Raw genomic sequence first — 17459 nt, forward strand, 5'->3', positions numbered from 1 at the left:
AAAAACTCAATCAGTATTAAGACAGGCAACTAAAACGTATGCTCTGCCCGGTTTTACGTACCTTTGCCCCTAAAAGACTGATCAACCTGTAGCTTATGCTGGAGAACGTTAAAGCCATATACGAAGAGATTAATCAATATAGCGTCGCATCGAAAGAGCAACTAGAACTGTTTCGAATGCGGTTTATCAGTCGGAAAGGCGTAATAACTGAGTTGTTTGAAGGGCTGAAAAATATTCCGGCAACTGACCGACGCGCCGTCGGCCAAGAGTTGAATGGCCTGAAGAACTTTGCACAGGAGCGATTTGAATCGTTCAGTCAGTTGGTAGAAGAGCAACAGGCATCAGCTAATAGTGCTCCTCCCGTTGATCTAACGCTGCCAACCGTTCCAAACCTGACCGGCACACAACATCCATTAAGTTTAGTCAAACAGCGGATTATCCAGATTTTTGAGCGGATCGGTTTCAACGTGGCCGACGGCCCCGAAATCGAATCAGACTGGTATAACTTCGGTGCCCTGAACTTCCCCGACAATCACCCTGCGCGTGATATGCAGGACACGTTTTTTGTCGAGAAAAAAGACAATAACCCATCGGGCGATATGCTGCTGCGGACACATACGTCTAACGTACAGATCCGGCTGATGGAGCACCAGAAACCACCAATCCGATCGATCATGCCGGGTCGCGTTTACCGCAACGAAACGATTTCGGCACGGGCGCATTGTATGTTCCATCAGGTCGAAGGTATTTATATTGACCGTAATGTAGGTTTTAAAGACTTAAAAGATACGCTCTACCATTTCGTGAAAGAGATGTTCGAGCCCGGCACACAGATCCGATTCCGGCCATCCTATTTTCCTTTTACGGAGCCTAGTGCCGAAATTGACATCTCCTGCCAGATTTGTGGTGGCTCTGGTTGCAACATCTGCAAACACTCGGGCTGGGTCGAAATTGCGGGCTCTGGTATGGTTGACCCTCAGGTAATTGCGAACTGTGGCATCGACCCGGAAGAATATACTGGTTTTGCTTTCGGTATGGGTATCGAACGGATTACGCAATTGAAGTATGTAGTCAATGACCTACGCCTATACACCGAAAACGACGTTCGATTCCTAAGACAATTTGAAGGACTCTAAATCATGCGTGAATGAGTGAATAGCCAATGTGCGTTTTATTCACTCATTCACGCATTCAAGCATTCAATATGAACCCCATTCGTCTTTCTGACTTAGCCTTTACTCTCGAAGCCGTTATAGACGACGCTTTCGGGCAGAAAGCGGTATGGGTTATTGCCGAGACGAGTGATATCAAAAATTATCCTGACCGGGGCTATTGCTTTCTGACGCTGGTTGAACGCGATACGTCGGGTACGTCGGCAGGTCGGGAAACACTTGCTAAACTCGATGCCTGCATCTGGCGACGAAATTACCACACGATCAACGATTTCGAGAGTGCTACGGGCGTAGCTTTTGCCCGTAATATTCAATTATTGCTCCTTGTATCGGTGGGTTTCAGTCCGGTTTATGGGCTACGGCTGGAAATTCTTAAAATTGACCCTTCCTATACGCTCGGGAATCTGGAACGGGAGCGTCAGGCTGTTCTGGATGCGCTTGTCAAGAATCACCCGGATCTGGTCTGGCTCGAAGCGGGTCAGTACATTACCGCCAACCAATTACTGCCCCGTCCGGCTGTAATGCAACGAATTGCCCTTATTGCGGCTCCCGGCTCCGACGGCTGGCGTGATTTCCGGCATGAGTTGGCGCAAAATCCTTTCGGTTATGATTTCGGGGTCGACGAATACCTGACGCAGGTACAGGGAAAAGGAGCCGAAAAAGCGATTTGCGACCAACTGGAACGCATTCGAACAAGCAACATAGACTATGATTCCGTTGTGATCGTGCGCGGTGGCGGCTCACAACTGGATTTCGGGTCGTTTGATACGTACCTGATGGGGCAAACGGTCGCCGGTTTTGGCATTCCAATTCTGGCAGGCATCGGTCATGAACGCAATGTGAGTATTACTGATTTGCTCTGCCATGAAAGCGTGAAAACGCCAACCAAAGCAGCTGCGTTTCTGATTGAACACAATCGGCAGTTTGAAGAAAGCTGCCTGCTCCTTCGGGAGCGTTTGGCGCTGGTTGCCCGTGAGGCTCTGCAAACTTCCCGCGAACAATTAGACGCTGAAACGGAGCGGTTACGATTTGTTATGCATAATTTTTTTCGTGACTGCCACACCGATCTGACGGAAAAAGCAGTTACCATTCGCCATCTCGATCCGTCTAATGTACTTCGGCGCGGTTACGCACTCGTTCTACGCAACGGCCATATTTTAACCAAAAGTACAGGCATCCAATCTGGCGAAACCCTCCAGATACAGATGAATGACGGCAGCATTAACGTAGTAAGCAAGCAGTCTTCAGTCCTCAGTGAGCACTAATCTGCCTACTAAAACCAGATATATGACCTATCAGGAAGCTTATGACCAACTCGCCACGTTGGTTGATGAAATTGAAAATGACCAGGTTCCACTCGATGAGTTACCCGGTAAAATTCGGTTAGCGACCGAACTGATCACATTTTGTCAAAATCGGCTTCGGGATGTCGAAACAGAGTACCAGGAAGTAATTGAACGGCTGCCTAAGCGATAAAATCAGGAATTTTATCCTGAAGTCTTATGCGACCTTTGCTAAACCTTCCCTAATTTTATCGCCGGGGTAAAATCCCCTGGGGCATTTTTGTGCTAGTTTTCGGATGTGATGTAAGTATTAGCCCCCACTTTCTGCCTGATTGAAACTTTTCATATGAATTTGTTTGCCACGTTAAATGAAGTACTGAATTCGGACGTTCTGACACGGATTGCCTCCTATGTTGACGAGCCGACCGAAAAAACGAACAAGGCTGTCAATGGCCTTGTGTATACAATTGTTGGTGGTCTGATGAAACGGACCACAACCGAAATTGGTGTTAATCAACTCTTTAATCATATTCAGAAAGGCCGTTACGACGGTACTCTAACCGATAATCTGGCCACCGTTTTACGTGATCCCAGCCAAACCAACGCACTAATCACGCAGGGAGATGAAGTGATCAGTCATTTGCTACCGGCGATGAAAAGTTCGATCGGCAGTATGATTTCTGGCTACGCAGGTATTCGTAACTCATCGGCAATTTCGCTGTTAGGCCTTACGAGCACCATTGTTTTGCATGTATTGGGCAAACAGGTAAAAGACAGAAAACTGGATGCCGATGGTCTGGCCGCTTCACTGTTCACAGAGCGGGAAGCATTCGTTAATGCAGTGCCAGAAGAGTTTATGCCCCGGCTCGTCGAAAAAGTTGGCCTTCAGCAGGTTGTAAGCGGCCTGGCAACTCCGGCCCGACGCACCGCAACCGAGGGACCCGGCCGTTCTGTTTCGAGTTCGTCCGGCTCAACAGCACGAACAACAGCTACCGTTAATCGGCCCTCCGTAAGTTACGACCCAGTTGATGAATCAGACACTGATAACGGAGCATTGACAAAATGGGGAATGGGGGCCCTGCTGGCAGTGGCGCTTGGCATTGGGGGTTATTATGTATTCCAGAACACCAAAAACCATTCGGCAACATCAGAGGAAGCAAGCGACGTGACCACAATCACGAGCGATACGATCCAGGCAGATACGGTAACCCGGTCATTAGCCGTACCGATCGATACGACTGCGAAACCGAAACCTAAAGTGACACCCCCTATGGCATCGACAGCCGTATCGCCCGCGCAATCGGGTGCACTGGCGGGAAATCTGACTCAGCTCATGACGCCCTACCTCGGTAATGCAGCGTTGCCAAAGGGTAAAATTTTCCCGCTGGCAGGCGTATCTTTTTATCCAGGTTCCTTATCATTGACGGCTGGCTCACAGGCAACTATAGGCGAGCTGGCAACCTTGCTGAAAACATATCCACAGTTGCAAATTCAGCTCGTCGGTTATGCAAATGATGCACAGGTAGGCACTGGCACTACCAACAAAAGCTTATCGTTCAAGCGTGTCAATCAAATCAAACAGCAACTGATGTCATCCGGCATTGATTTCGTTCGAATCGACGCCATTGGCCGTGGTACTGGAGTACCTAAGAATGACACGTCCGGCATAGTTCGGCCTGCCCTCCGAAAAATTGATGTGAAAGTTGTTGTGAAGTAACGTCCCTAATGTCGATAGTTAATTGAGCTTAATCGTTATACTGATTAGCCCAAATAACTATTGACCAGGATCATCAAACAACTTTGTTACCGTCGGGTTGACTAATAGAAATCTATATTAGTTTACTCAACTATGACGACGGAAACTGGAAAAACAGCCCTTATTACTGGGGCATCAAGTGGTATCGGCCGAGAATTGGCGGCTTTGTTTGCCAAGGATGGCTATAATCTTGTATTGGTAGCTCGCAGCGAAGACAAACTACAGGATTTAGCTGATAAATTCAGGCAACAGTTCGGCACAACATCCATTACGGTCATTGAAAAAGACCTATCGAACCCTGAAGCACCACAGGAAATTTACGATGAGGTCAATCGCCAGAATATTACCGTTAATGCGCTGGTTAACAATGCAGGTTTTGGTGAATATGGCAAGTTCGCTACCGAAACGGATTTACAGAAAGAACTAAGTGTCATTCAGGTCAATCTAACGGCACTCGTTCACCTGACGAAGCTGTTTCTGAAAGATATGGTAGCGCGCAATGAAGGCAAAATTCTGATGCTCGGTTCAATTGCCTCAATTATGCCCAATCCGCTTATGGCTGTGTACGGAGCTACAAAATCATTCATCTATTCGTTTTCAGAAGCTTTGCGCAACGAAGTAAACGATACCGACATCACCATTACGGTGTTAATGCCCCCTGCAACCGATACGGACTTCTTCAATAAGGCAGGAGCCATGAATACTGTAGCACAGGAACAGGCCCGCTCGATGGACCCGGCCGATGTGGCTAAAGAAGGGTATCAGGCGCTGATGAAAGGCAAAGACAAAGCAATTGCCGGCTTCTCGACCAAGGTGCAGGCTGCCGCTTTTCGCGTGTTACCCGATTCGGTCGTTAGTCAGGCTGCGCGATCGCAGATGAAATATGTAGCCGAAGCCGAACAGGAGAAAAAACCGTCGACGCTGGTCCTGGGAATCGGTATTGCCGCAGTCGCCCTTGCCGGTATTGTCATTGCCTCCCGGTATAAAAATCACAATGGCTGGGCCGAAGGTGTCAATCTGGGCAATGCCATCGACCGGGTTCGCTATCGCTATAAAGCCGGGCAAGCTGTTGGATCGGCCAAAGACGCTATTAAATCAGTCATTGATTCGGTGGCGAATGCCGTTTCTACATCAAAAGCCAAAGCAGAAGAGGCTTTGGTTTGAGGAACCTGAATTGATCAATAAAAAGCCCTTCACGTTGCTTGGGAGGGCTATTTATTGATCACCGATTGCCGGGAAATTTAGAAAAAACCTTACTGATGGCTTCTCCAATTTGGACCGGTGTTACCTGCTGTCGGTTTAAAACGCTCGATATGGCTACATCCCAGATAAGCGCATTACGCTGGGCATCAACAATATGCAGATTGACGGTTCCCTCCTGATACGTACCAACCGGTACCTCCTGACTTCGCCATTGATAGCGCCGTTGACCAATATAAAGTGGAGCCTCGTTAATTGTCGTTTGGCGAGTCTGTGTTTTTTCTTTCACAACAGCGCCAATATTTACGAGTAAATCCGGATTATCCTTTGTTTGCTGATATCCCCGATTGGCCAGCTCAGCAGCTACAGCCTGCTTTATCTGCTCGACCGTTGCCTGATAAGCCTCACGGGGTGAAGGATCGATGCGATTGGTATCGACAAAAGCAAAGGTTCGATAAGCCGACCAGGTCGCAGTTTTATCAGCCTGATTTCGGGTAATTCGGTAAGATGAACAACCCGTAAGTAGGGTAATTAGCAGGAGCAAAAGTCCAGTGAGCGTTTTCATAGTCGTATCTGTTTTAACAGAGGATTTTTACATTCAGAATTATCGCAAGCTATCGAGCCACACGTTTTTACGACTAGTTGAATTAACTGTAGCACGGTACTCTGCGGTACTACTTCCATTAACAATTCTTCTTAACGAAGTTTCAGCAAAAAGCAGCTAATTCTCCTCTCCAATTCGTCCAAAATCGGGTTGGCAAATAACTAATTGCCATAGCTTAACACCGAATAATCAAAACAACTTTAAGCGTCCGTAGTTCAATAGGTTACTCACTAACCATTCAAACGTTATGAATGCAGAAACAGGAAAAACTGCTCTGATTACAGGTGCCTCTAGCGGAATCGGCCAGGAATTGGCCAAACTTTTTGCTCAGGATGGCTATAATTTAGTGCTGGTCGCTCGTAGCGACGATACACTGGATCGGCTGGCAGATGTGTTCAAAAGCAATTATGGTACCCAACAAGTAACCGTCATTAAAAAAGACCTGGCTGAAGAAGATGCCGCACAGGATGTCTACAATCAGGTAAAGGCCAAGGGCATAACGGTCAATGTGCTGGTCAATGATGCCGGTGTGGGGTTGTATGGCCTGTTTGCTACGGATACGGACTGGGAACGCGAAAAAGCCATGATTCACCTCAACGTGCTGTCACTTACCCAGATGACCAAGTTGTTTCTGTACGATATGCTGGCTCGCAACGAGGGCAAAATTCTGAACCTTGCTTCGCTCCTATCCATTACGCCTACGCCCCTAATGGCCGTCTATGCCGGAACCAAGGCGTATGTGTATAACTTCACTCAGTCGTTGGTCAATGAGTTAAAAGACACGAATGTGACCATTACGGCTCTGTTACCAAACGCTACAGACACGGACTTTTTCCATAAAGCGGGTGCTGAAAATACGAAGGTCACCGACGAAGTGCAGGACCCTGTCATGGTGGCCAAAGATGGTTATGAAGCATTGATGGCTGGTAAAGCTAAAGTTGTTCCGGGTGGCTTGAAAAACAAATCGTATGAGGTACTGGCCTATGTTGCTCCTCAGGAAGCCCTTGCTTCGCTCATGCACGGTAAAATGTCGCAAAAACCACAGCCGGAGAATCAGAACGAGAAGTCATCAGCTTTGGCCTGGGGAATTGGCTTCGGCATAGCAGTACTGGCCGGTATTGCTTTAGGAGTAGCCTATAACAATACAAGCGCCGTCGACAGAGCACGCTACCGGTACAAGGCCAAATCTGCGGGCAATGCCTTGTCTGATGCATTATCGTCGGTATCCGATAGCCTGTCATCCGTTCTAGACTCCGTCGTTGATGTTTATCAGACGGCCAGATCAAAGGCAGAACAACTTGTCCCCAGGGAGGAAGAAGTAGAAGATGAGGTCGCTGCATAAACCCTAGGCAGTTTCAATGAAGCATTCCCTGCTTTCTGAGTACAAATTCTGTTAACCGGATCAATCCAGCACTTTTTTAATTCGCCAGGCAGTCAGGTACGCAAGTAATTAAGCTGTCAACTGAATTATCAGTTTTGTGAACCTGACTGCTTGCTGTGCTTTGTGTTCCTAATAAAACTCTGTTATGAAAAATTCATCGTTTTGGCGTATTGCCACTGCCGCCTTCGCGGTTGGCAGTATTCTTTACACAACACTATCAAGCAGTAAATCCCGTCAGCAGAGTCGGGAACGCCAGCAGGATAATCCCGATGGCTCAGAATATGAGTACGACGTTCCGGTCGAATATCAGGATGTCTTCGAGAAAAATATGATCGTTCCGGCAGGCTGGGCTTTTGGTGTCGTCTGGTCAACGATTTATTCAGGATTAGGTGCTCTTCTTGTTCATCAGGCGTTACCTTCACAGGAACATAATCCCCGCTACACGAAAGCACTCCCGTGGTGGTTATCCAGCTGGACGCTTAATGCCCTTTTCGGTCGTTTTTTTTCGCAGAACGATCCGCAAAGCATCGTTATCTCCGATCTGATTACTAAGTTCAATTTGCCCGCTGCATTAGCCCTCCACCACAGTCTGGAGATCGGCAAAACGGATGTACCTGTTCCTGAAAAATACCTTCGTATTCCCGTAAGCCTTTATGCAGGCTGGCTGACAGCGGCTACGGTTGTTGGCACTCCGAATACATTGTTGACCATCGGCGGATGGAAGCCTGATGAAGAACGGGATGAACCAATTGCCGCTGGCATTTTAAGCGCCACAGCCGGAGCAGGTTACCTCATTGCCAGACGACTCAACGACCCATGGTATATGGTACCATTTGTAGCTGGTTTCGGTGGCATTGCCACTCGCCAATGGAACAAACAACCAGTTGTTGGCTGGGCAGCTGCGTGCCTCGCAGCCGCTTATGTAGGCTTATTAGCGTACTGGCTCCCGAAAGGCAAGTTTCATGATTATGGTCGAATCGTTGTTCACGATGCTGAAGCCGAAGTAATTGCGGAACAGATCGAAACGTCAGAACCGCACCAGGCCGAAATTGTACGGGAACGGATGAAACCCATAGAAGCAGAAAGTCTGGATTAGTCAATAAAAAACGAATGGAAAGCCGCTTTGTGAAAACAGGGCGGCTTTTGGTTTTATTGGCCTATTCTTGCCATTTTGTCTCTTTATTGGCAAGAAACAGGGTTTTCTCCGCCAAAATGTCCGAAAATAACACCTCGGCCCGTGATTTGTTAACGTATAGGCATACAGTAGCAACCTAACCTGATACTGACATGGACTTTAAAAATTACACCGTAAAAGCACAGGAGGTCGTTCAGAAGGCATCGGAGATTGCCCTCGGCAACGGTCAGCAAGCCATCGAAACGGGGCATCTGCTCCAGGCTATTCTTTCAGAAGACGAAAACGTTATTGGTTTCATTGCCAAAAAGCTTGACATCAATTTACCCAATACAAGTAGTGCCTTACAGGCCATTCTGACCACATATCCTAAAGTTTCTGGCGGTAATGGTAGTGTGTACCTCAGTAATGACACAGCTGCGGCACTGGCCAAAGCCAGCAACTACACCAAAGAATTTGGCGACGAATTCGTGAGCGTTGAGTTGATGTTACTTGGTCTTATGGGAGGGAAGGATCAAATTGCAACCTTATTGAAAGATGCCGGTTTCAGCGAAAAACAAACGAAAGCGGCCATTAACGAACTTAGAAAAGGAAATTCCGTGAAAAATCAAAACGCCGAGGCAACGTACCAATCGCTCGAACGGTACAGCGTTAACCTGAACGAACGCGCCCGTATGGGTAAGATCGATCCGGTGATTGGCCGAGACGAAGAAATCCGGCGTGTGCTCCAGATTCTGAGCCGCCGGACCAAAAACAACCCGATTCTGCTCGGTGAGCCGGGCGTCGGTAAAACCGCCATTGTTGAAGGGTTGGCCCAACGCATCGTATCGGGCGACGTTCCTGAAAACCTGAAATCGAAAACACTCGTCTCGCTCGACATGGGTCTGCTTATTGCGGGTGCCAAATATAAAGGCGAGTTTGAAGAACGGCTAAAATCCGTCATCAAAGAAGTAACCGACTCAGATGGACAGATTATTCTCTTCATCGACGAAATCCATACGCTCATTGGCGCGGGTGCCGGTGGAGAAGGCGCTATGGACGCAGCCAACCTCCTGAAACCCGCTCTGTCGCGTGGTGAACTCCATACCATTGGGGCAACAACGCTCAAAGAATACCAGAAATACATCGAGAAAGACAAAGCACTCGAACGACGGTTCCAGGCCGTACTGGTCGATGAACCCGACATGCCCGACGCTATTTCTATTCTTCGCGGTATCAAGGAAAAATACGAACTACACCACGGTGTTCGGATCAAAGACGACGCGGTCATTGCTGCCGTTGAACTTTCGACTCGCTACATTACTGACCGTTTTCTGCCCGACAAAGCCATAGACCTCATGGACGAAGCGGCCGCTAAACTTCGGCTCGAAATGGACTCTGTTCCCGAAGAGCTTGACGAGTTGAATCGGCGCATCATGCAATTGGAAATTGAGCGGGAAGCTATTCGCCGTGAAAACGACAGAGAGAAAGAAACGCTGCTCAATAAGCAGATTGAAGACCTCAGCGAACAGCGTAACAGTCTAAAAGCCAAGTGGGAAACCGAAAAAGCGTCGGTAAACGAAAGTCGTACGTTAAAAGAACAGCTCGATAAACTGCGCCTTGAAGCCGAACAGGCCGAACGTGCAGGCGATTATGGTAAAGTAGCCGAAATTCGCTACGGACGCATTCCTGAGATCGAAACGAAACTAAATGTGCTCACTAAAGAGGGCACAGATAACGGTTCGTCGGATCGCATGATGCAGGAAGAAGTTACTGCTGAAGATATTGCCGAAGTTGTTGCCAAATGGACAGGCATTCCGGTTTCGAAGATGCTGCAAAGCGATCGCGAGAAATTGCTCAGTCTCGAAAAAGAACTCGGAAAGCGTGTAGCTGGTCAGACCGAAGCTATTGAAGTGGTTGCCGACGCGGTGCGTCGAAGCCGGGCAGGTATGCAGGACCCCAAACGTCCGATCGGTTCATTTATCTTCCTCGGTACAACGGGCGTTGGTAAGACGGAAGTTGCCCGGACCCTGGCCGAGTACCTGTTCAATGACGAGAATGCAATGATCCGGATCGATATGTCGGAATATCAGGAGCGCCATGCCGTAAGCCGGTTGATTGGAGCCCCTCCGGGATACGTGGGTTACGACGAAGGTGGTCAACTGACCGAGGCAGTCCGTCGGAAACCCTATTCAGTTGTATTGCTTGACGAGATCGAAAAAGCGCATCCTGATGTCTGGAACATTCTGTTGCAAGTGCTCGACGAGGGTCGTCTGACCGACAATAAAGGTCGCGTGGCCAACTTCAAGAACACGATCATCATCATGACTTCTAACATTGGTAGCCATTTGATTCAGGAGAAATTCGCCGAAGATGAAGGCTGGAATCACTCACTGGTGCTGGAAGAAGCCAAGTCGGCAGTTATGGACTTATTGCGGCAAACCATCCGGCCTGAGTTTCTGAACCGGATTGACGAGATCGTGATGTTCGAGCCCCTAACGAAGCAGAATATTCGCAAGATTGTGGACATCCAGTTCAACGTGATCAGGAAACGCCTGGCCGAAAACGGTGTTCAACTCGATGCCACCGACGAAGCGCTTAACAAGCTTGCCGAAGAAGGGTTCGATCCGCAGTTTGGTGCCCGACCACTGAAGCGTGTTTTGCAACGCCGGGTGCTCAACGAACTTTCGAAAGCAATCCTGTCGGGTGAAGTAAAAAAAGAATCCGTTGTGCTGATGGAATTGAATCACGAGGGCGAGATTGCCTTCACCAATCTGGACGCGGAAATAGAATTATAAGAGTAGGTTTATTGTCCAGGGCAAAACGCCCGGCTGCCCAGAGGTAGCCGGGCGTTTTTGTTTACTTTTGCGAAAACACAACCGTAACTATGCCCGAAATCAGTCGCTTCTTTGGCATCATTATTTACATGTATGCTAAAGACCATTTACCTCTTCATTTTAATGCTGAATACAATGGAGAGGAAGCAATGTTTGCCATTGAAAGTGGTGAAATTATTATTGGCAGTTTACCAAAGTAGCCTACTCGCTTAGTTCAGGCATGGGTAGAATTGTACCGCGACGAACTGATAGATAACTATAATCTGAAAGCAAAAAGCACCCCTCAGGAGTGCTTTTCTGCTTTTATAACAATATTAACTTACCGCCGACGCCCGAACAGGCGTAGCATGTAGAGAAACATATTGATAAAATCCAGATAGAGCCGCAGCGCCCCCATGATGGCTTCTTTTCGATCTTCGTCAGTGCCCACGTTGCCAATAATGTTCATTTCTTTGATCTTCTGGGTGTCATAAGCGGTCAGCCCAACGAAGATCAGAACACCAGCATACGTAGCAATCCAATAAAGCGTTTCGTTCTGCCAGAACAGGTTCACAACCGAAGCAATGATCAAACCGATCAGGGCCATCATCAGAAAGCCACCCCAGGATGTCAGATCGCGTTTGGTGAAATAACCATAAGCACTCATTGCCCCAAATGTTCCGGCCGTCACGAAGAAGGTAGATGCAATCGAACCACCCGTATAAAGCAGGAAGATACACGATAGCGTTAAACCGTTCATAACGGCATAACCCAGAAACATAGCCATCGCCATTTGGGCCGAAACGCGCTGCACAGCCGCCGACAGATACATAACCAGCAGCACCTCGCCAATCAGTAACCCATAGAAAACCAGTCGGTTACCGAAAATCAATTCAAGAACGGCGGGCGAACTAGCCACCCAAATCGAAATGGTTGCTGTAACCAGTAACGCTACGGTCATCCAGCCATAGACCTGGGTCATGAAAGCAGCCTGCTCCTGTTTAATCTGCTCGGCTGTTAGAGAAGGGTGGTGCTGTTCAGGATAGGATTGAGACTCCATAGTGAATTTATTGGTTTAGGTCAGAAAGTAAATTAATCGTCACGATATAAGCAAGTTGGCAGGCTTCCTGAGACTGAAAGTAGAAGTATTCCTGGCTTTCCGGAACACTTTGAACTTCAGGTCAATTGTCCCAGACCAGCATAAAAAAGCCGGAACTTCAGTAGCTCCGGCTCATACTAACTATAACTTAATGGCTTAAATACCAGGCTTTAACTTATTGTAAATTAGCATCTTCACGGCTGTTGAAGGTATCGCCCTGATTAATGTCTCCGGTCTTCAACCCTTTTTTGAACCAGTATACACGCTGTGCAGAACTGCCATGCGTAAAGGCATCAGGAACCACACGCCCCTGGGTCTGCTCCTGAATGCGGTCGTCGCCAATGGCGTTGGCCGCAGTTAAGGCTTCTTCAACATCACCCTGCTCAAAATCAAAGCTCTTTCCCTGCGCATGATGCGCCCATACACCCGCAAAAAAATCAGCCTGTAACTCAAGCCGAACGGATACTTTATTGTACTCCCGTTCACTTAACCGCTCACGAAGCGCATCGACTTTATCCATAACACCCAACTGTTTTTGCACATGGTGACCGACCTCATGGGCCACAACGTAAGCCATTGCAAAATCGCCGGGAGCGCCGAAACGTTTACTGAGCTCATCGTAAAATGACAGATCGATATAAAGCTTCTGGTCACCCGGACAGTAAAACGGGCCTGATGATTCCGAAGCCGTACCACAACCCGATTGGGTCATTTGCCGGAACATTACCAGCGTTGGTTTCCGATACTGTGCTCCCTGATCGGCAAACAATTTCGTCCAGATATCTTCCGTACTACCCAGTACTTTCCGCGTAAAACTGGCTGCATCGTCGTCGGGCTGCGGACCAGATGGAGCCTGGGCTGCTTGCTGACTGGGCGAACTTTGATTCAGGATTTCCGACGGATCTCCACCAAGGAGCATGACAATAACGGCAATAACAACGGTGCCGATACCACCGCCCACCAGCAATCCGCCACCACCTCCTCCGCGTCGATCTTCGACGTTATCACTTTCTCTTTGTCCTAACCAACGCATGGCTGATAATTAATTTTAAGTAAAAAAACGGCTACGATGTTTATATAACTCCAAAGTAAGCAAATTGGCTTACGCCCATCCTAATTTTACTTATGCACCGTTACTTTATTACTTTGGTTTTGCCCGCTCATACTGCGACGGCCAGATAATATCATCACCTAGTGCATGGGCAGCATGAAGTGGAAAATACGGATCGCGGAGGAATTCGCGACCTAAAAGAACAAAATCGGCCTGCCCATTAGCAAGTATGGCCTCGGCCTGGTCAACGTGCGTAATCAGGCCAACCGCAGCGGTCATAATACCGGCTTCCTGCTTCACTCGTTCGGCAAATTCTACCTGATAGCCAGGGCCTACCGGAATTTTCGCATGGGCAACATTACCTCCGCTTGAACAATCGATAACATCTACCCCTTTGGTTTTCAGGACCGATGCCAGCGCTACGGAGTCATCGGCGGTCCAGCCGCCTTCAGTCCATTCCGTTGCCGATATGCGAACGAAAAGAGGATATTCTTCTGGCCAGACAGCTTGTACTTGTTCAATCACCTGAAGCAACAAACGAATTCGGTTATCGAACGAACCGCCGTATTCATCCGTTCGCTGATTACTCAAGGGCGACAGGAATTCGTGGAGCAGATAACCATGAGCTGCATGAATTTCGGCAACCTGAAAGCCAGCTTCCACGGCCCGGCGAGCAGCATCCTGAAAATCAATCAGCACGTTCTCAATACCTTCTTTAGTTAACGCTAACGGTCTTGGTTCGGCTTCTATGAAAGGAATAGAACTCGGTGCAACGGTTTCCCAGCCTCGCTCTTCGGCAGGCGGAATGGCTTTCCCGCCATCCCAGGGTCGATGATGGCTTGCCTTGCGTCCGGCATGGGCTAGCTGAATACCGGCAATAGACCCATGCTGGTTTATGAACTGGGTTATTCGTTTCAGTCCTGCAATGTGGTCGTCTTTCCAGATACCCAGATCATGTGGCGAAATACGACCTTCGGGCGAGACGGCCGTTGCTTCCGTAAAAATTAACGCAGCGCCACCTACAGCACGACTGCCCAGATGGACCAGGTGCCAGTCGTTGGCAAAGCCGTTTTCGCTGGAATACTGGCACATCGGCGAAACAACAATTCGATTTTTGAGCTGGATACTACGGATGGTGATCGGAGAAAAAAGAGCAGACATAGAGAGTAATGTAAAGTAAAGCAGGGTATTTGTACTGCCCGATTCACGGGCAGGAAACGCCTGTCTGCCTAAGCAACACGAAGCAAAGGGTCGTGGTTTTCAAGTTTGCTATTATTCGTCGATTTACACCGCTTATTGCCAGAGGTAATTTTGTCAACTTATTAAGCTAAATACGAACATTTGCCAGGTGAGTGTGTTGATTTTATAGAACAGGTGTTCAGTAGAATGACCTATCGTTTCAGACTTTATCCAGGCTCAGTACTGAACATCTGGAAATTTTAAACCGCTCAACGATCATGACAAAAGACCCGAAAATTGATCGGCGTGACGATGTTAAGCCGACCGAAGGTGAGCACAAATACGGTGACGTAGAATTTGCTGACCGAACCAACAAGAAGTATCCAATTGATACGCCCGAGCATGTCCGTGCGGCATGGAGTTATATCAATCACAAGGATAACGCGGCAAAATACGATGCCGACGAAGTGGATGTAATTAAGGACCGGATTAAAAAAGCGGCAAAAAAACAGCACGTAACCATTGAGGACGAATAAACTAAGTCAAACGTCCTACCAGAAAACCCGTCAAATTCACCTAATTTGACGGATTTTCTATTTAATAGCTACCAACCACAACTAACCGTTCCTGAGCAAAGCCCGTTTACAGGCCGTTCACCTTCCACCAATTCTACACATCATCTATGCCAGCGTCCAAAACTCCGATTTACAGTGCTTTAGCCGCTAATCTGGCAATTGCCATTACTAAATTTATCGCGGCTGGCGTTACGGGCAGTTCAGCCATGGTTTCTGAAGGAATCCACTCATTAGTCGATACGCTGAATGAAATTCTATTATTACTGGGGATTGCCCGAAGTAAAAAACCAGCCGACACGAAAAGGCCTTTTGGCTACGGCAAAGAGCAATATTTCTGGGCGTTCATTGTCTCGATTTTGATTTTTGGCGTGGGTGGTGGTGTTTCATTTTATGAAGGCATCACGCATTTACAACATCCAGAACCGATCCAAAAACCGTTCTGGAATTACATTGTTCTGGGCGTAGCATTCTGTTTCGACGGACTTTCCTTTATCACCGCCCTCAGAGAATTTAACCGCCAGCGTGGCAACAAGCCATTCTGGTCGGCCGTTAAAGGCAGCAAAGATCCGTCCACATTCGTGGTGCTTTTTGAGGATGCCTCCGATCTGCTCGGCTTGATCGTAGCATTTCTGGGCGTCTTTCTGGGTCATCAGTTCAACAATCCGTACTTCGATGGGGGCGCATCCATCATCATTGGCCTGATTTTGACCGGGGTGTCGATCGTGCTGGCTCGCGAAAGCAGGAGCCTGCTCATGGGCGAGAGTGTTGAGCCAGCAACCTTAAACCAGATCATAGCCCTGACCGAACGGGATAATGCCGTGACGAGCGTGATCCAGTCGCCCTCCATGTACCTCAGTCCCGATGAAGTGCTGGTATTACTTGTCATCGATTTTCAGGATGCCTTATCGACCTCCGAGATCAATCAGGCGATCAATCGAATACGGGCAACGGTTCAGCAACAGTTTCCAATTGTAAAACAGGTATTTATTGAACCAGGTATTCCGTCAATTCAGTAAATGATTCCTTTGAAAGACATAGTCTAAGAAGCAGAAGCGTGCCACGGTTATGAACTGTGGGACGCTTCTGCTTCTTAATGAAAATACTATTTTACTTACTTTCCCAGAACTGTCTGACTGCCTTCTTGATCGTTTCTTCCTCGCAGGAGGTGGCCAGATGGCCGCAGTCGCTGGTAAGCTCTACAAAGGGCACTTGCAGAAATTTAGCCAGTTCGGTAGCCATGCCGGGCGTTACCATGTGATCCTGTTTTGCCACGACAACCAGTAGTTTGGCCTTGATCATCGACTTGAGTTCAGCCATTGACCGGCCCCGGTAGATATCATGACCAATCATGGCTCTCAGTTGTGATGCCCAATTATACGGGTTTGTATTTACGTAGCCATTCTCTTTTTTCTGCACAAAATCTAGTTCTTCTTCCGCCTTCAGATGACTCATAAAGTAGCCGGGCGTCGTTAAATTCAACTCATGAAGATCACCAACAGTCTTCATAGCTTCAGGCGAGAAATTGCCGCGCTCCAGAATCGTCAATTGTGTTCCCCAGAACAGCCTGTCATAACTGCTCTGTTTCGGGGTTCCCACAATGGGAACGACTTTATCCATAAAATCAGGATACGAAACCAGCCACTCGAACGATTGCATTCCACCCATCGAAATGCCCATAACAGCATACAGATGAGTCAGTCCGAGCGACTTCGTAACCAGCTCATATTCTGAGTGAACCATATCACGGATTGTGAATTTCGGGAACTGTGCTCCTGCCTGAGCTGTGCTATTCGATGGGGAAGACGATACCCCATTCCCCAGCGCATCGACCACAATCGTAAAATAGCTGGTGCTATCGGCAATACCGCCCGGATTAGCCACAAATGCTTTCCCCTGCGACGTGCCGCCAAACCAGGTAGGCACCAGAATAGCGTTCGATTTAGCGGCATTCAGTCGGCCGAAGGTTCGGTAACCAAGCTGGCAATTTTGAATAACCTGGCCGTTTTCGAGCGAAAAACTACCGAGATCGGCAAAGCGTTGCTGAGCAATGCTCGGATAAAACGGCAACAAAAAGAAGAGTATAAGAACGACTTTAGTCTGTGAATTCCGGCACATAACAAGCTATTTTCTCTGACGAAAGAAAACATCCATACCATCTTACTTTCTTCTTATGCTTTTCCTGGAGTTATTTTCTCCGAGACACAAAGATCACAGCGTCTTAGGCCAGTAAAG

Annotated in this window: 16 protein-coding genes; 11 read left to right on the forward strand and 5 right to left on the reverse strand. The window is 48.0% G+C overall.

Annotation, left to right across the window (positions count from 1 at the left end; all coding sequences use genetic code 11):
- Positions 1-95: 95 nt before the first annotated feature.
- The 5 genes from pheS to G8759_RS26315 all read left to right on the forward strand — a co-directional run bounded on the left by pheS (position 96) and on the right by G8759_RS26315 (position 5375).
- On the forward strand, positions 96-1136 hold the full coding sequence (gene pheS, locus G8759_RS26295) for a phenylalanine--tRNA ligase subunit alpha (RefSeq protein ID WP_162391241.1): 1041 nt from the start codon (positions 96-98) through the stop codon (positions 1134-1136).
- A 68-nt stretch (positions 1137-1204) separates the two neighbouring features.
- A complete protein-coding gene (locus G8759_RS26300; protein WP_167215039.1) occupies positions 1205-2437 on the forward strand; it encodes an exodeoxyribonuclease VII large subunit in 1233 nt (410 codons plus the stop codon).
- 22 nt (positions 2438-2459) lie between these two features.
- The gene (gene xseB / locus G8759_RS26305) at positions 2460-2648 is read left to right on the forward strand and encodes an exodeoxyribonuclease VII small subunit (protein WP_162391239.1); all 189 of its coding nucleotides are present in this window, start codon (positions 2460-2462) and stop codon (positions 2646-2648) included.
- 153 nt (positions 2649-2801) lie between these two features.
- Entirely contained in the window at positions 2802-4172 is a 1371-nt protein-coding gene (locus tag G8759_RS26310; RefSeq protein ID WP_167215042.1) for an OmpA family protein, read from the forward strand.
- 132 nt (positions 4173-4304) lie between these two features.
- A complete protein-coding gene (locus tag G8759_RS26315) occupies positions 4305-5375 on the forward strand; it encodes an SDR family NAD(P)-dependent oxidoreductase (RefSeq protein WP_167215045.1) in 1071 nt (356 codons plus the stop codon).
- Positions 5376-5433: 58 nt separating this feature from the next.
- Here G8759_RS26315 and G8759_RS26320 read toward each other — a convergent pair whose 3' ends face one another.
- Positions 5434-5976, reverse strand: coding sequence for a DUF4136 domain-containing protein (locus tag G8759_RS26320; protein ID WP_167215048.1), 543 nt, complete (start codon positions 5974-5976; stop codon positions 5434-5436).
- Between the two features lie 286 nt (positions 5977-6262).
- On the opposite strand from G8759_RS26320, the gene G8759_RS26325 reads away from it, so the two are divergent.
- The 4 genes from G8759_RS26325 (at position 6263) to G8759_RS36040 (ending at position 11544) form a co-directional block, all read left to right on the forward strand.
- Positions 6263-7357: an SDR family NAD(P)-dependent oxidoreductase gene (locus G8759_RS26325; RefSeq protein ID WP_167215051.1), complete on the forward strand. Its 1095-nt coding sequence runs from the start codon at positions 6263-6265 to the stop codon at positions 7355-7357.
- A gap of 184 nt (positions 7358-7541) precedes the next feature.
- Positions 7542-8492, forward strand: a complete 951-nt coding sequence (locus tag G8759_RS26330; RefSeq protein WP_167215053.1) for a TspO/MBR family protein — start codon at positions 7542-7544, stop codon at positions 8490-8492.
- 191 nt (positions 8493-8683) lie between these two features.
- The gene (gene clpB, locus G8759_RS26335; protein WP_167215056.1) at positions 8684-11305 is read left to right on the forward strand and encodes an ATP-dependent chaperone ClpB; all 2622 of its coding nucleotides are present in this window, start codon (positions 8684-8686) and stop codon (positions 11303-11305) included.
- Positions 11306-11394: 89 nt separating this feature from the next.
- Positions 11395-11544, forward strand: a complete 150-nt coding sequence (locus tag G8759_RS36040) for a DUF4160 domain-containing protein (RefSeq protein WP_232073954.1) — start codon at positions 11395-11397, stop codon at positions 11542-11544.
- A 119-nt stretch (positions 11545-11663) separates the two neighbouring features.
- Here G8759_RS36040 and G8759_RS26345 read toward each other — a convergent pair whose 3' ends face one another.
- The 3 genes from G8759_RS26345 to namA all read right to left on the reverse strand — a co-directional run bounded on the left by G8759_RS26345 (position 11664) and on the right by namA (position 14634).
- Positions 11664-12383: a Bax inhibitor-1/YccA family protein gene (locus G8759_RS26345; RefSeq protein WP_167215059.1), complete on the reverse strand. Its 720-nt coding sequence runs from the start codon at positions 12381-12383 to the stop codon at positions 11664-11666.
- A gap of 214 nt (positions 12384-12597) precedes the next feature.
- Positions 12598-13455 (reverse strand): KPN_02809 family neutral zinc metallopeptidase, encoded by an 858-nt coding sequence (gene ypfJ / locus G8759_RS26350; protein ID WP_167215062.1) that lies wholly within the window; start codon positions 13453-13455, stop codon positions 12598-12600.
- Positions 13456-13563: 108 nt separating this feature from the next.
- Positions 13564-14634 (reverse strand): NADPH dehydrogenase NamA, encoded by a 1071-nt coding sequence (gene namA, locus G8759_RS26355; protein ID WP_167215065.1) that lies wholly within the window; start codon positions 14632-14634, stop codon positions 13564-13566.
- 296 nt (positions 14635-14930) lie between these two features.
- Between namA and G8759_RS26360 the strand changes: the two genes are divergently transcribed.
- Complete coding sequence (locus G8759_RS26360) at positions 14931-15188, forward strand: DUF6582 domain-containing protein (RefSeq protein ID WP_167215068.1); 258 nt, start codon at positions 14931-14933, stop codon at positions 15186-15188.
- A gap of 146 nt (positions 15189-15334) precedes the next feature.
- Entirely contained in the window at positions 15335-16243 is a 909-nt protein-coding gene (locus G8759_RS26365) for a cation diffusion facilitator family transporter (protein WP_167215071.1), read from the forward strand.
- A gap of 91 nt (positions 16244-16334) precedes the next feature.
- Here the strand turns inward: G8759_RS26365 and G8759_RS26370 are convergent, their stop codons facing one another.
- Positions 16335-17342 (reverse strand): alpha/beta fold hydrolase, encoded by a 1008-nt coding sequence (locus tag G8759_RS26370; RefSeq protein WP_167215074.1) that lies wholly within the window; start codon positions 17340-17342, stop codon positions 16335-16337.
- Between the last annotated feature and the right edge of the window lie 117 nt (positions 17343-17459).

The organism is Spirosoma aureum (assembly GCF_011604685.1).
In the GTDB taxonomy this organism is placed as follows: Bacteria; Bacteroidota; Bacteroidia; order Cytophagales; family Spirosomataceae; genus Spirosoma; species Spirosoma aureum.

Bases quoted from the DNA above. Each gene is read 5' to 3' on its own strand.
- pheS (WP_162391241.1), top strand. From the start codon at position 96: ATGCTGGAGAACGTTAAAGCCATATACGAAGAGATTAATCAATATAGC.
- G8759_RS26300 (WP_167215039.1), top strand. From the start codon at position 1,205: ATGAACCCCATTCGTCTTTCTGACTTAGCCTTTACTCTCGAAGCCGTT.
- xseB (WP_162391239.1), top strand. From the start codon at position 2,460: ATGACCTATCAGGAAGCTTATGACCAACTCGCCACGTTGGTTGATGAA.
- G8759_RS26310 (WP_167215042.1), top strand. From the start codon at position 2,802: ATGAATTTGTTTGCCACGTTAAATGAAGTACTGAATTCGGACGTTCTG.
- G8759_RS26315 (WP_167215045.1), top strand. From the start codon at position 4,305: ATGACGACGGAAACTGGAAAAACAGCCCTTATTACTGGGGCATCAAGT.
- G8759_RS26320 (WP_167215048.1), bottom strand. From the start codon at position 5,976: ATGAAAACGCTCACTGGACTTTTGCTCCTGCTAATTACCCTACTTACG.
- G8759_RS26325 (WP_167215051.1), top strand. From the start codon at position 6,263: ATGAATGCAGAAACAGGAAAAACTGCTCTGATTACAGGTGCCTCTAGC.
- G8759_RS26330 (WP_167215053.1), top strand. From the start codon at position 7,542: ATGAAAAATTCATCGTTTTGGCGTATTGCCACTGCCGCCTTCGCGGTT.
- clpB (WP_167215056.1), top strand. From the start codon at position 8,684: ATGGACTTTAAAAATTACACCGTAAAAGCACAGGAGGTCGTTCAGAAG.
- G8759_RS36040 (WP_232073954.1), top strand. From the start codon at position 11,395: ATGCCCGAAATCAGTCGCTTCTTTGGCATCATTATTTACATGTATGCT.
- G8759_RS26345 (WP_167215059.1), bottom strand. From the start codon at position 12,383: ATGGAGTCTCAATCCTATCCTGAACAGCACCACCCTTCTCTAACAGCC.
- ypfJ (WP_167215062.1), bottom strand. From the start codon at position 13,455: ATGCGTTGGTTAGGACAAAGAGAAAGTGATAACGTCGAAGATCGACGC.
- namA (WP_167215065.1), bottom strand. From the start codon at position 14,634: ATGTCTGCTCTTTTTTCTCCGATCACCATCCGTAGTATCCAGCTCAAA.
- G8759_RS26360 (WP_167215068.1), top strand. From the start codon at position 14,931: ATGACAAAAGACCCGAAAATTGATCGGCGTGACGATGTTAAGCCGACC.
- G8759_RS26365 (WP_167215071.1), top strand. From the start codon at position 15,335: ATGCCAGCGTCCAAAACTCCGATTTACAGTGCTTTAGCCGCTAATCTG.
- G8759_RS26370 (WP_167215074.1), bottom strand. From the start codon at position 17,342: ATGTGCCGGAATTCACAGACTAAAGTCGTTCTTATACTCTTCTTTTTG.